We start from the raw sequence: 13,703 nt of genomic DNA, 5'->3' as shown, positions 1-13,703 counted from the left end.
ATTATGCTACAACGTTTTTTTATTTTTTGCTCCGGAGCCGATACTGAAATTTTGAAAACCTGCTCCAACGGGGAACAGAACAAATATGCCGGGATTGGCGCCACTGTATTCTTCACTGCTGTTATGGCATTCATTGCCAGCGGTTATGCCCTTTACACGGTGTTTGACAATATCTACACGTCCATCTTTTTTGGGTTGATATGGGGACTTTTGATCTTCAATCTGGACCGATATATTGTTTCCACCATTAAAAAGAGGGACAATTTTAAAAACGAGCTGCTCCAAGCCGCTCCACGTATTGTGTTGGCTTTGATCATTGCCGTGGTCATCTCCAAACCGTTGGAAATGAAAATCTTTGAGAAGGAAATCAACCAAGTGTTGTTGGAAGAGAAGAACTCCATGACCTTGAACAACAAGGAGCAATTGGCCCTTCAATACACCCCAAAAATTCAAAGTCTTAACCAGGAGATTGCCAATCTGAAAGGAGAAATCGCTACCAAAGAAGCCGAAACCAACGCCTTGTACGATACCTATATTTCCGAGGCCGAAGGCACTGCCGGAACTGGCCTTTTGGGCAAAGGACCCGTTTACAAGGAAAAGCGTGATAAACACGATGCCGCTTTGGCGGAACTCAACACCTTGAAAGAAACCAATGCCACCAAAATAGCAGGCCTTGAAGCCCAAATTGCGGCTTTGGAAACGGATTATAACTCGGCGGTGACCAACTCCCAACCCATCATCGATGGTTTTGACGGACTCATGGCGCGCATCAACGCCTTGGGCAAATTACCTTGGTTCCCTTCCTTCTTTATCTTTTTATTGTTCTTGGCCATCGAAACGGCCCCCATCATTGCCAAACTGTTGGCACCAAAAGGGGAATACGACTTCAAGTTTGAAGAGCAAGAAAGTGTGGTGGCCACTTGGGTAACACAAAAAGTGGAACAACGCAAACTGTTATTGGCCACCGATGGTGAAATCAATCAACAGATTTACGCGGACATCAAAAATGAGGAAGAACTGTACCGTTACAAAAAACAAAAAGCAGAGGAATTGTTACGCTTGCAGGCCGACTCCTTCCACAATGTGCAGGTAAAGGGCTTATAGCCAAATTTGAGCCCAAAGCCCAATTATATTACAAGGATGTTCATCCATTGGCGATGGAATTTTAACCGGAAAAACCCTAACTTCACTTATCTGTCGATATCATTCATTGAAACGAATCATATCTTTAACGTTAGCATACATTGCAACAACATGCTGAAAAAAATTGCATCTTCTAAAACCAATTATTTGTCAATTCTTGTTCATGTTATTGGAGCACTAACTCTTTATGCAGTAATAACTATATCTATTTTTCTGCTTTTTTATTTCTTATTGGACGAAGGGTTCGGGAGTGACCCCAATAGAACTAGTAGATTTTCAACTTTCATGGTATTTTACTTTCCGCTAATTTGTATATCTTCTCTAATAATTCTTCGGGTAGTTGAAAAAGCTAAACAGACGCAGTTCGAAAAAGCTAAAACATATCTTATAACCCTTATTATTTCTACAGCACTATATCTCTACTTTTGGTTGAAATAAAATAAATAAAAGCACGTATGCTAACAATGGCTATAATTCATTGTTCCCTCCTGCCTTGAACTAAATTTTTACTTTTAAGAAAACTAATAACCAAAGGGAATGAATTTCGTCACGCGGCCCTAGCTTGCCAGAAAATCGCACCGGCCCATGCCTTCGCTCACCAGTCGCCAGCCACAACGAAATCAAAACCGAGACCGATAAGTGTAATTCTTTTTTTGGCTTCAAGTAAATCATCAGTACATCCCCTGGGGCAGAAAATAAAAAAGGATCATTTGGGGCACTAATCCACAATCCCCATTTTTTTAAGGAGGAAGGAGGCATTCATGTTCTGGCAGATGCCTTCCTTAAAACGGTAGTCAAAATAGAGTTCCCCGTTTACGATCTGGGCATCAAAATAATGGTTTTCCACTTGTGGGAGTTTATCGGCCAAGGTGCATAGGCTCAAATCGTGGGTGGCGACCAAGCCAGTGGCTCCAGAGCGTACCAATTTTTCCACAAATTTTTTGGAGCCTTCGGCCTTGTCCACACTATTGGTACCTTTCAAAATCTCATCCAAGACCACAAAACAATTGCCTTTTTCCAGCTCCTCCACAATGTATTTCAACCGCTTCAACTCCGCATAGAAATACGAGGTTTCATCCGCGAGGGAATCCGAGGAACGCATACTGGTCAACAATCGGACAGGTTTGTATTGTACCTCTTTTCCTTTAACGGGCAAGCCCATGTTGGCCATCACGATCTGCAGGGCCACCGCACGCAAAAAAGTGCTTTTCCCGGCCATATTGGCCCCGGTCACAATACTAAATCGGCCTTCATCCAAGGAAAAGTCATTAAGCACGTTCTTTTGGGGATCTACCAAGGGATGACCCACAGCTTTAGCTAGTAAGGTCATCGGGCCCTCAGTGATGTGGGGATAGGTATGATCGGGATGATTAAAAGCATAATTGCCCAAGGAATTATAGGCATCAAAATAGGCAATGGCCTGGAACCAACTTTCCACTTGTTTGCCATATTTACCGATCCAGTCTTCCACTTGGTACGCAAAATAAAGGCTCCACAGAGCAAGACCCTGACCGAACATTAAAATCAGCAAATTGTTCTGCTGGTCCAACATGGCCATATGCCTGGTGAACTTCTTCAATATCTTGGAGGTCTTTTCACCGTCCAAAATCAATTTTTGTTGTAGATCACGAAGCAGTTCCGAAGCAAACTCCTTTTCCTCCAGTTCGGAAATCAATTTTTGATATTGTTCAATAGTTTCCTGGGCTTTGGACACATCGGAGGAGAAGCGCAAAATATTCTTGCCGTACCGTCCCACGATTCCGATTCCAATAAAATACCAGTACAGCACCAAAGCTTCGGGAATCCACCCTGAAACAGCAGCAATGATGAGGCCGATAGAACCCAGGGCAAATGCCGGGGCCACGTATTTTATCCATTGGGGTACGAAGACCACATGTTCCTTCAACCACTTGGAAACCACATGGTGGGGTACTTCGGGATGGGTGCCCCCTGCCAGTGCCGAAAACCGTTGGCGCCATTCGGGCATCTGGGCCAATTCTTGAACGGCTTCCTGTTTTTTGGCAATATCCTTTGGATATCCATCCAATAAAAGACCTGCAAAAACTTGGCTCCCCTGTTTCAATGCGGTTCTGTTGGCATATTGATAAAAGGAACCGCGACCAAAAAGATCCAGATCTTGGGCATACGGATGCTCGGGCACCAAAAACTCCTTTCCATCCGACAAATGATGAAAACGACGGGCCGCTACTTCCAATTCTGTGTTGTTGATGGAAATCAATCGCTCTACATACCCTTTTTGCCATTTTAGGTCACTGTACCTAGAAACGAGGTATAAAAATCCCGCCAAACCCAAAGGGAAAATCCAATAGACCCAACTGGTCGTCCACAGAAAATACATCGCCAAACCCGTAGCCACAAAAACGAGCAGTCGCAATGAAGCCAATAGGGCCAATTGCTTTTTTAACCGTTTGAGTTCTTCGTTATGCTTGTCCCGTTGCTGGGTATAAAAAGTCGTAATCCCGTCCATTCAGATTTACTGTAGGTCTTTCAATTCTTGTTGTAGTTTTTTGGTAAGGCTGGCAACCACCAGTTCATAGGAGTGGTCCACCAATTCCCTGATCAGTTGGGGAGGCAATTGTTCCACGTACAAAGTATTCCAATGCACTTTGCTCATGTGGTAGCCCGGGGTAATGATCCCATCATAGGTGTCACGCAATTCTTCGGACCGTTCAGGATCACACTTGAGGTTGCATTGGGAAGGTACGCGCTCCAAGGGCACCAAAGCGAACATTTTCCCCATGACCTTAAAGACCAAAGTCTCCGTATCAAAAGGAAACTCTTCCGTTACGCCTTTTTTTACGATGCAATACTCCCTCAGTTCCTCCACGTTCATGGTCAGATGCCTTCAGAATCGTACACGATGACCTTCTCCCACAAATCCTCACACTCCTCTATAAAAATCAAATGGGGTGGCTCTACTTGATAGGCCGCCTGTGCCTCTGCAGAATCAAAGGTGAGCACCAAGGAATAGGTAAAGGAGTCGTCCACCACAGCTCGAATGGCTTTGGGCGGTTTGCCAATAAATTTGGTCTTTGCATATTGGGAATTATCCAGAAACTTCTTCAACGAAGCCTCGAACTTGGCCCTATCGTCCTGATTGTCTGGGTTTTTGAACCAGAAATACACCACATGGGCGAACGTATGATCGAATTCGGTCATATTATCTTTGTTTTGTGCAACACTGATGGTGCTCACCACACCCATCAAAAGCAAGGTTATAATTTTGATTTTCATGGTTGTTTATTCTTCTATAAATTGTTTTTCCCTATTCGATATTTCCAAGGCGGAGTAGTCCAGTTTCCACCCGATGGTCTCCACAATCTTCTCCACCACAAAAACGGCCTGCAAAGCTTCCTTCCGAGCTGTTTCCATCAAACCGCTTTCGGGTATTTTTTGTTTGATGTGTTCCTTGGCTTCTTGATTCAGTTTGGTTAAATCAGTAGGCGAAAAACTGTTGAAAATACCGTTTTTGATGTCGTAAAATTGAAGGTCCGGCTCAATGGACAAGACTTCCGGTTGCGGAAAATGGCTTAAAATGATCTTGCGCTTGTCGTTGTCTGCTTTCAATTCCAATTTATTCAGATCGTAACCGATATGCGCCTTTGCCTTGATCACGATCAACGCTTTCTTTTTGCTTTTGAACAGGCTCATAAAGCTGTCCTTGGTATTCTCGTAATGATAGATTTCGGCAAAATCCCCTTCCACAGAAACCAACTTGCATACGCTGCGGATCTTGTTCAAGATTACGGTGGACTGTTGCTCGGTGATTTCCTTGCTCTTCTTCTTCCTAAAAAAGGAGTAGACCCAATACATCAATATTGCGCCCAAAATCAGTCCCAGAATGCTATCGAATACTTCGCCCATATCAATTGCCTATTTCACCCAAATGGGTAAACTTGAATCCTTTGTCATATTTCAGTCCGTAGCCCATGGCCCTATCCAATGCGGAATGCGAAAACAGGATAATCCCGACGAGCTGGCATAAAGGTATTGAAAAGTAGACACCTGCCAAGTAGACCAAAATGGCCAATCCCTTATGATGAAACAGATTGTAGGTGAAGGCGCCTATCTTGTTGTTGAAAAGATAGCCGACCATGCCAATATCCGGGGCCAAGATCAGCACCAGAAACCACCACCAAGCGTAGTCCAATTGGTTGAACAGATAAATACCCAACACAAACATGAGGATTTCCTCCAATTTTAGAACGGTCTTCATTTTTCTTCGATTTTATAGAGTACGGGGCGACTGGGACTGGCATCGTTTTCGAACGGTGCCACCTGAAGGTTTAAAAAATAGGTGCCGTCCTTAACCTTGTTCGGCACATAGATCAGTTCCGTGATGGTGGCCTTTTCCCGAGGTTTTCCTTTCATGGTCCAAAAGGCATTATGGCACAAAAGTGCCCCACCGTCCCGTTCCTTGTCCACCGAAGGCAGGTCGATCAATAAGTGCTCCACCCCTTTTTTTACCAAATAACGAGCCGCTTCTTCCAATAGGTAAGGCGGATTGGTATCGGAATAGTTTCGGGAGCGTTTTTCTTTGGTGTTGGGCAACGTTCTGATGACCACGGCTTCCCTTTTTTTGTTGCCCAAGGCATATTTCAACTGCTTTTCGGAAATGACAAAATCCTCCCCCATTTGTTCGGGGGCCACGGTGATCACTTCGGCCAAAAAGAAGAATTTTTTCAGTTTTTGGTTGATGGAATGGAACCCTTCAGTGATGTGGCCCAAACATTCCGTGTGCGTTACATGCGAATGCGGATTAAAATAAATATCGTTGAAATTGGTGGAGGCCCCTTCGGTGACCTTGCCTACAAATCCCTCCTCGGCATGGGGCTCAATTTGGGGTGGGCCCAAATACCACGCATTGATGTTGTTCTCCCTTCCCGAAAGTGCAATGGAGATGTCCAACGGTTTGGAAAGGTCTATCTTGTAATTTTTGGAAAGGTATTTTAGGGTTGCAATCATGTAAACTGGACTTGTTGCATTAATTAACTCAATTCCGTTGAGAAATGCAATTAATTTGTCTTTTTGGTGGAATTGTCAGTTCGAGTGAAATTCCATAGGAATTTTGTATCGAGAACTGTTTACTTGAAATGTTGGTTCTCGATACAATTTTTCTAACGAAAAATCACTCGAACTGACAAATTTCAAGTATAATGTACAACAGGTATTTATTTCAAATAACTCTTTTTGATATAAATCCAGTAACTTCACAATTAGGTCAGATATGATTCATTTTAAAACAAATCATGTCTGAGAATGTTGTAAACAATTAAAAAATGTATAGTGTAGAAGAATTAGATTTCAAAGATGGTGGCAGAGAAGAAGAACAAAAGAGAACAAGATCAATCTTTGAAGATATAAAAATTCGGGCTGAGAAAAACTTACCATTATTGGAAAGAGAAAAAGATTTCTTCTGTCTTGGTTTAACTGCTTCTATTGTAAAAGAAGATGGAAAACTTAAAGGTTACTCCATTTGCGAAAACTATATTTTTAAAAGCCTTTATTTAACTTATTACAGTGGTGCTTTTGGTGAAGGGAAATTCATTAAAGCGCGAAAAGCTAATCTTTATGAAGTTTCCGATAGTGAAAAAAAATCGGACTTTAACTATTTGAAAATAGTAGAAAATAAATGGTTAAATCAAATTCAAAAAGAAAATCATAAAGAAGAACTATTACTGAAATTATCCATTGAAACAAGAAATGAGCTCAAAAAGTTAAAAAAAGAAACAGGCAGATTGTTTTTTAGAAAATCCAAAGAAAAATACGCTTTCCGAAAAGCAAAAATTATTCTTCATTCAAAATATCTATATATTCTTATAAAGAAAATTAAGCAAGACAGTGATGAAGCTGACTTCTTATTTGATTTTTGCGGCGAACAAATTGAAATAGATTATTATACTTTAGTCCATATAATTAATCGACATTATGCGAAAATAATTAAGGGTAATCCAGATAAGTCATATCATGTTGAGGAATTCGAACCAAAAGGACTTCATTTGAGATTAAAAAAAATCATGACAGCAATAAATAGCTCAGGAATTATAACTAAACCTGAAATGGAAAAAATATCATTTGAATACCTCAATAAAACTTATCGAGTATGGATTAAAAAGAGAGTTAAGCAAGAAAAAGGAATTGGAAATGTTGATTTTTATAGACTAGAAACATTTTTCCCGTTGGAGGATGAAAAAGAACTTGAGGAATTGAAAAACGATTATTTAGTTTCGAAAATTAATAATGAAATCCAACTTTATCATAAAAGTAAATAACTGATTACAACAAAGTGTATAGATTTTCACTTCGGAAAATCACTCGCATTGTAACAAATCATACACAAACCAGTAAATGCACCCTAAAAAAGGAGGTGTCAAATCGAACAACGCTATTCCAAAAAAAACAAATCTGCCGCAATTCCATCCGCTAAAAACTTGCCTTGCTTAGTGGTGCGTAAAAGGGCATCTTCCCAAAACAGCAATTGCTGTTCAATGAATTTTTCCGATTGTTGCTCCAAATAGTTCGCGTAATCCGATCCAAATTCCTTAGTAATCTTCTCCTTGGATACCCCCCAAATGGTCCGGAGGCCCGTCATCACATATTCGTTGTACCGATCGGTCACGGTCAAGGTTTCCTTTTCACTTGGTAAAATCCCTTGTTGGATCTGTTTGATGTAGATGGAATTGTTTCGGATGTTCCAAGCGCGGAATAGTCCATCATAGGAATGGGCAGACGGACCAATGCCCAAATACTTTTTGCCCTGCCAATAGGCGGTATTGTTCTTGGAAAAATAGCCCGATTTCCCAAAGTTGGAAATCTCATAGTTCACAAAACCTTGTTCTTCCAACACATCCACCAATATATGAAACTGCTCCTGCGCCTGACCGTCATCCACTTGAGGCACGGTTCCTTTTTGGATCAATTTTTCCAATGCCGTTTTGGGTTCCACCGTTAAGGCGTAGCTAGAGATATGGGGCAAACCGAAATCCAAGGCTTTTTGGATGTTGGCCTTCCATCGATCATGACCCATCCCCGGAATCCCATAGATCAGGTCGATGGTGATGTTATCAAAATGTTTTACGGCTTCCTCAATACAATTTTCGGCCTCTTGGGCATTGTGGGCTCGGTTCATCAAGGTCAGATCTTCCTCAAAAAAAGATTGGATGCCGATGCTGAGACGGTTCACTGGACTTTTGGATAGTTGGATGATTCGATTTTTGGATAGGTCATCAGGGTTGGCCTCCAAGGTGATTTCTGGGTTTTCGATTACTTTGTAATGGTCATACACGGCTTGGATCAATCGTTCCAATTCCTGCAACTCCAAAACCGAAGGGGTGCCTCCACCAAAATAAATGGTTTCGATGACCTCATCGCCCAACTCGCTTTTTCTCATTTCCATTTCCCGGACCAAGGCATCCACCATCGCGTCCTTCTTCTTCATTTGGGTGGAAAAATGAAAATCGCAATAATGGCAAGCTTGCTTACAAAAGGGGATATGGATGTAAATACCGCTCATTCAGTTAACAATTATCAATATACAACTAGCAATTGGCAATTTACAATGATCATTTGACCCTTTTGGTGGTTTTGAGAATGGAGAACATAATCTTGGAAAGTTCATCCGCATCAACCATTAACTTGTGGGCAATTTCCTTGGAAATATACTCGGAATCCTTCAACAAGGACAACCAATATTTTACCTCCAAGCTTTCTTTATAGGCAATGGAAATCTTCGCGGAAAAATCCGCGTTGGAGATGGCCCCATTCGCTTCGGATATATTGGCCCCAATGGAAGTGCCAGAACGAAGCAACTGTTTGGACAAAATGTATTCCTTGTTCGCGTGAATGATGGATTTGTACAGTTTGATAATTTTCAAAGCAAAGTCATATGACTTTTTCAATAATGGGTTCTCGGCTTGCATAAAGTAGGTTTTGGGATTCTAGAAGAAATTAATTGGTTAATGTAAACTGTTCATTGCTTATTGTTAATTGGTCATTGACCATTGTTCATTGTTTATTGATTTTACCAGGGTTCTGTTTAATGAACGCCTCCCAACCGGTGTAGCTTTTGCCCAATTCCACCTTACCTTCATTATAAAAATGACAAACGGCCGCGGCAAGTCCATCGGTGCTGTCCAAATTTTTTGGCAATGACTTCAATTTCAATACACTCTGAAGCATTTTGGCCACTTGTTCCTTGCTGGCATTTCCATTGCCGGTAATGGCCATTTTAATCTTTTTGGGCATGTATTCCGTGATGGGTATCTGTCTGGAAAGTCCGGCCGCCATGGCCACACCTTGGGCACGACCCAACTTCAACATCGATTGGACGTTTTTGCCATAAAAAGGGGCTTCAATGGCAATTTCATCAGGATGGAAGGTATCGATGAGCTCAATCGTCCGTTCAAAGATGAGCTTGAGCTTGGTATAGGGATCGTCGTATTTTTTGAGCATCAATTCGTTCATCTGCACAAAGTGCATCTGTTTGTTGATGACCTTGATGATTCCAAAACCCATAATGGTCGTTCCGGGGTCTATTCCCAATATGATCTTTTCCGTAGCCAAATGTCAAGGAGTATTTAAAACCAGTGGAAGCCTAAACCGAAGGCTTACCGGGTTACCGCGTTTCAGGGCGGGTGCCACTGTGGTCAAATCGTTCAAACGCTCGGATATCTTATGGTTGAAATCTGAAATTTCATTGAGCACATCGGTTTTTTCCTCCACGTTCAACACGGAGATAAAACCGTGTTCGTCCACCAAAAAATCGATATAGACCGTGTCGTGCAATTCGTGGTCCACCTCAAAGGTAAGTCCGGCCAAGGCCTTGGAAAAGAAATCCAACATCACGCTTTCAAAACATTCCTTTTGCGCCTGTTTGGTCGCCGTTTCATCACAATTGTCAAAATGCGGGTATTGGTCCACATCGTTCCAATCAATGGCCATAAGTTCCTCATTGACCAGTTTTTGGGTCTTTTCCTCTTTGGACTCAAAGAGCTCGCAACTGCAAAGCAGACCAAAAAGAAAGAATAAGAACAAAAGCTTCCGCATAACAGCCCCGAGAATTTGGCTGAAATTACGATATTTTGAAGAAATCAGTTGCCCGCGTAGTGTATTTCCTCCTTGATTTCGGATATGCGCTTGATCGCACGTTCCTTGATGAAGGGGGTTAGATCGGGATACATTTCCAACAAGGATTCGTAATACTGCAATCGGGTTTTGGAATCTTTGTAATATTCATCGGCCAAGATACATACCTGATAATAGTTACGAGGGTTCTCCTTGTTTTCTTCCCATGCTTTTTTGTAGTAGTCCATCGACTCCTTGGTCTTGTCCTGCAAGCGGGCAATTCGGCCCAAATCGGCATACTCGTTCTCAAAGGTTTGGGTGCGCTCTTCTATTGATTTTTTGATGTAGTACTGGGCACTGTCCAATTCCTTTTCCTGAAGGTACACCTGCCCCATACCGGAATAGGCATCGGCCAAAGACCAGGGATCTAGGGCCAACATACGATACGCTTGAATGGCTTTTTCCGCATCGTAATTGCGGTAATAACTGAATGCCATGCGCTCCAAAATAAAAGGCCGGTCCTCTCCAAGTTCAATCAATCTTTCGAACCATGGAATGGCCTGTTTGTATTGCCCGTTGTTGTAATAGGCCTGTGCCTTTAAATTGATCATGGAAATATCGTCCTCATAAAATTTAAGCCCTTGATCCACATAGACCAATGCGGAGTCCCGAATTTCTTGACCCACAAAATATTTGCCCAAAGCGTAGAGACTGCGCAAATGGGTACTGTCCCTATCGACTGCTTTCCGGAAAGCGGTATTGGCCTCGTCCTGATTTTTTATCGATTCATAGGCTCTGCCCAGATAATAAAAGTACTCGGGGTTTTCCTGTCCTTTGGCAACCAAATCATGGAAAGCCTCCAAAGCGGGTTGGTAGCTTTTGGTCTTGAGCAAAAGTTTGCCCAGTTCAAAACGGGTAATGTCCATAGTAGGGTTCTTGGCCAAGGTAGCCTGGTATTGCGCGATGGCCTTGTCAAAATTCCCAATGGCATTGTAGGCCCGTGCAATCTGAAGACTCGATGTGTCATTCCCAATTTTGGCATACTCGTTTATGGCCGCGGTGTGATTGCCCAAGGCATACAGACTATCCGCAATGGACAAAGCCGATGACTGTGCACCGGCTTTGAAAGAGAACAACATCAAAAAGATTCCGTAATACGGTTTAAGTTTTCTATACATCATTAATGAGATACTCGAATCAATTTATTGGGAAGCCCTAGGTATTGAAATTTCAATACATCATTTTCTGCCACGGCAAGGGAGAAGTAGCCATCAAAATCGGAGACTGCCCCTTTTTCAGTACCTTGAATAGAAATATTAACCCCTGGCAGACCCATTGATTCACTGTCCATGACCGTACCTTTGAAATAAGTGCTGCCATTTTCAGTCAATAAACCTCCATTTACTTGCATATAATCCTTTGGCTTGTTACTCGACATTTCATTGGTTTGACTTTGCAACTTAAACGTTATGGGGATTGAAAATGGAACTTTCACAATCTTTCCATCTTGTTTACCCGGTATCATTTTGGGCAATCTTTTAATGATTCGTTCGGCTTCTGCCTCCAAAAGTGGGCTTGGACCTCTCTTTTTAATATCAACAATTTCTCCTTCACCATTTATGGTGAACATGATGGCCACCCTTCCTTGAATTCCTTGCTCCTGTGCCTCTTGAGGATAATTGAAATGCTTACGGATATGGTTTCGCATACTTTCATAAAAGCAAGCCTTTCTATCTGAAGCATTTTCGCAACCGGGAAAAACAGGGACTTCATCAATTGTTGCAAAGGGAATCATTTCTTCATTCCTTTTATTACTAGGTATGTCTTCATTATTGTCTTGTAGTTTAAATGTTATTGGAATGGAAAACGGCACCTTTACAGGCTCCCCATTTTGCTTCCCTGGTTTCATTTGGGGCAATTTTGCCAGAATCCGTTCGGTTTCCTTTTCTAACAGTTCGTGGGGACCTCTCATTTTTATATCCACAATATTTCCTTTTGGATCTATTCTAAAAATAGTGCTAACCCTGCCTTGAATCCCCTGTTCCTGTGCTGCTTCGGGATAGTGGAAATTCTTTCTGATATGTTCCTGTATTTTTTCATTGAAACAAGCTCTTTTATCCTCAGCATCTTCACAGCCAGGAAAAACAGGTACCTCATCCACAACTGCAAACGGGACCTCTTCTATTGCTTTTAACGAAACACTGGAATCTATTTCTTCGGTATTTTCTTCTTTCCCCGTTTCACAGGAAGTATATACCAACATCCCCAATATCAGAGGCAACAACAATACATACTTTAACTGCCAAACGGCCTTTGAACGCTTTTTTTGTAACATGACTATTCGTTTTTTGATTAGTGACTTATTGAAAAATTGATTAACAAAACTGATATGCTGTGTCTTAAACGCTTCGGATAACAGCATTTCAAAATGCTCCCTTTTATTGTCCTTTACCACCTGGGCATCGGCAATGAACTCGTGCAATTCTGCCATCCGGTTTTGGTATACATAGGTCAATGGATTGAACCAAAACACGATCCTGGCAAGCTCAAAAAAGAGCAGGTCGAGAGTGTGCCTTTGTTTTACATGCACCAATTCATGCGCAATGATGTTGGCTTCCTTTTCCTTTTGGATTTCTGTCCCCAAAAAGATGTTCCGGAAAAAGGAGAAGGCCAAAGTGCTACTTTTCACAATGATCTTGTCATATTCAGGAAACTGTTGAATGGTTCCCGAACGCTTTAATCTTCCAATCTGATGTAGTTTATGGGCAAACCAAAGGATGGACAAAATACTTCCAAAAGCCAAGACACCATAATACCAAGGAATACTGGACCAAAAAGAGGTTTCTACACCTTCGGGCGTAAGAACCACCCCATCCAATTGCGTTAGGAATATGGTGACATTGCCCAGTTCTTGGGGCATGGTGGTTTTTAACATCTCAAACTTTACCCAGGGCAACACTAGGGACAATACAAAAGTGGTCAGCAGATACAGCCTGTTCCATTGGAAAAAAGTTTCTTTCTTTAGAAAGAGGTCATAGGTCAACAAAAAGACCAACTGAAAGGCAAGGGTTTCCAAGATATAGGTGATCATTTCTCCTCTTCTTTAATGTTTTTCATGATTTCTTCCAGTTCTTTTAAGCTGATGTCGTTTTTCTTCATAAAAAAAGACACCATGCTTTGGAACGAACCTTGAAAATATCCATCGACCAAGGTGTTGAGTCGTTGGTTGCTGTACTCTTCCTTTTTCACCAAAGGAAAATATACATGCCCCTTCCCTACTTTTTCATGGGAAACAAACCCCTTATCCTCCAAAATCCGAATAATGGTAGAGATGGTGTTATACGCCGGTTTGGGTTCCGGCAATTCGTCCAATAGGGAGGCTACATTGGCCTTTTGCAATGTCCAGAGCAATTGCATAACCTCTTCTTCTGCTTTGGTGAGCTGTTTCATTTCAACTAACTTTTTAGTTCAACACG

15 protein-coding genes are annotated in these 13,703 nt (G+C 41.8%); 2 read left to right on the top strand and 13 right to left on the bottom strand.

The features are described from left to right. Window positions 1-3: 3 nt before the first annotated feature. Complete coding sequence (locus D2U88_RS01225) at window positions 4-1,104, top strand: DUF4407 domain-containing protein (RefSeq protein WP_119638481.1); 1,101 nt, start codon at window positions 4-6, stop codon at window positions 1,102-1,104. Between the two features lie 757 nt (window positions 1,105-1,861). Here the strand turns inward: D2U88_RS01225 and D2U88_RS01215 are convergent. The 6 genes from D2U88_RS01215 to D2U88_RS01190 are packed head-to-tail and all read right to left on the bottom strand — an operon-like array spanning window position 1,862 to window position 6,129. Next, window positions 1,862-3,631 carry a MutS-related protein gene (locus D2U88_RS01215; RefSeq protein WP_119638479.1) on the bottom strand — a complete coding sequence of 590 codons (1,770 nt, stop codon included), beginning with the start codon at window positions 3,629-3,631 and terminating at the stop codon, window positions 1,862-1,864. 6 nt (window positions 3,632-3,637) lie between these two features. Then, a complete protein-coding gene (locus D2U88_RS01210) occupies window positions 3,638-3,997 on the bottom strand; it encodes an MmcQ/YjbR family DNA-binding protein (RefSeq protein WP_119638478.1) in 360 nt (119 codons plus the stop codon). Window positions 3,998-3,999: 2 nt separating this feature from the next. Further along, on the bottom strand, window positions 4,000-4,398 hold the full coding sequence (locus D2U88_RS01205; protein ID WP_119638477.1) for a Dabb family protein: 399 nt from the start codon (window positions 4,396-4,398) through the stop codon (window positions 4,000-4,002). Window positions 4,399-4,404: 6 nt separating this feature from the next. Next, window positions 4,405-5,028 carry a DUF4230 domain-containing protein gene (locus D2U88_RS01200; protein WP_119638476.1) on the bottom strand — a complete coding sequence of 208 codons (624 nt, stop codon included), beginning with the start codon at window positions 5,026-5,028 and terminating at the stop codon, window positions 4,405-4,407. A 1-nt stretch (window position 5,029) separates the two neighbouring features. Continuing rightward, window positions 5,030-5,380, bottom strand: coding sequence for a DUF4260 domain-containing protein (locus D2U88_RS01195; protein ID WP_119638475.1), 351 nt, complete (start codon window positions 5,378-5,380; stop codon window positions 5,030-5,032). Further along, window positions 5,377-6,129 (bottom strand): cyclase family protein, encoded by a 753-nt coding sequence (locus tag D2U88_RS01190; RefSeq protein WP_119638474.1) that lies wholly within the window; start codon window positions 6,127-6,129, stop codon window positions 5,377-5,379. The genes D2U88_RS01195 and D2U88_RS01190 overlap by 4 nt, the downstream gene beginning before the upstream one ends. Window positions 6,130-6,443: 314 nt before the next feature. Between D2U88_RS01190 and D2U88_RS01185 the strand changes: the two genes are divergently transcribed. Next, a complete protein-coding gene (locus D2U88_RS01185) occupies window positions 6,444-7,436 on the top strand; it encodes a hypothetical protein (protein WP_119638473.1) in 993 nt (330 codons plus the stop codon). A gap of 113 nt (window positions 7,437-7,549) precedes the next feature. Here the strand turns inward: D2U88_RS01185 and hemW are convergent, their stop codons facing one another. The 7 genes from hemW to D2U88_RS01150 form a co-directional block, all read right to left on the bottom strand. Continuing rightward, the gene (gene hemW / locus D2U88_RS01180; protein ID WP_119638472.1) at window positions 7,550-8,677 is read right to left on the bottom strand and encodes a radical SAM family heme chaperone HemW; all 1,128 of its coding nucleotides are present in this window, start codon (window positions 8,675-8,677) and stop codon (window positions 7,550-7,552) included. Window positions 8,678-8,726: 49 nt separating this feature from the next. Continuing rightward, window positions 8,727-9,083, bottom strand: a complete 357-nt coding sequence (locus D2U88_RS01175) for a four helix bundle protein (protein ID WP_119638471.1) — start codon at window positions 9,081-9,083, stop codon at window positions 8,727-8,729. A gap of 85 nt (window positions 9,084-9,168) precedes the next feature. After that, entirely contained in the window at window positions 9,169-9,726 is a 558-nt protein-coding gene (gene ruvC, locus D2U88_RS01170; RefSeq protein ID WP_119638470.1) for a crossover junction endodeoxyribonuclease RuvC, read from the bottom strand. A gap of 3 nt (window positions 9,727-9,729) precedes the next feature. Further along, window positions 9,730-10,209, bottom strand: a complete 480-nt coding sequence (locus D2U88_RS01165) for a hypothetical protein (RefSeq protein WP_119638469.1) — start codon at window positions 10,207-10,209, stop codon at window positions 9,730-9,732. A gap of 44 nt (window positions 10,210-10,253) precedes the next feature. Continuing rightward, entirely contained in the window at window positions 10,254-11,408 is a 1,155-nt protein-coding gene (locus D2U88_RS01160; RefSeq protein WP_119638468.1) for a tetratricopeptide repeat protein, read from the bottom strand. Beyond that, complete coding sequence (locus tag D2U88_RS01155) at window positions 11,408-13,318, bottom strand: M56 family metallopeptidase (RefSeq protein WP_119638467.1); 1,911 nt, start codon at window positions 13,316-13,318, stop codon at window positions 11,408-11,410. Before D2U88_RS01155 ends, D2U88_RS01160 begins: the two co-directional genes overlap by 1 nt. Further along, a complete protein-coding gene (locus tag D2U88_RS01150; RefSeq protein WP_119638466.1) occupies window positions 13,315-13,677 on the bottom strand; it encodes a BlaI/MecI/CopY family transcriptional regulator in 363 nt (120 codons plus the stop codon). The genes D2U88_RS01155 and D2U88_RS01150 overlap by 4 nt, the downstream gene beginning before the upstream one ends. Between the last annotated feature and the right edge of the window lie 26 nt (window positions 13,678-13,703).

This window comes from Flagellimonas aequoris (assembly GCF_003584165.1).
In the GTDB taxonomy this organism is placed as follows: domain Bacteria; phylum Bacteroidota; class Bacteroidia; order Flavobacteriales; family Flavobacteriaceae; genus Flagellimonas; species Flagellimonas aequoris.
Note: the sequence above shows the minus strand (reverse complement) of the source record. Positions and strands in the feature narration are given on the sequence as shown.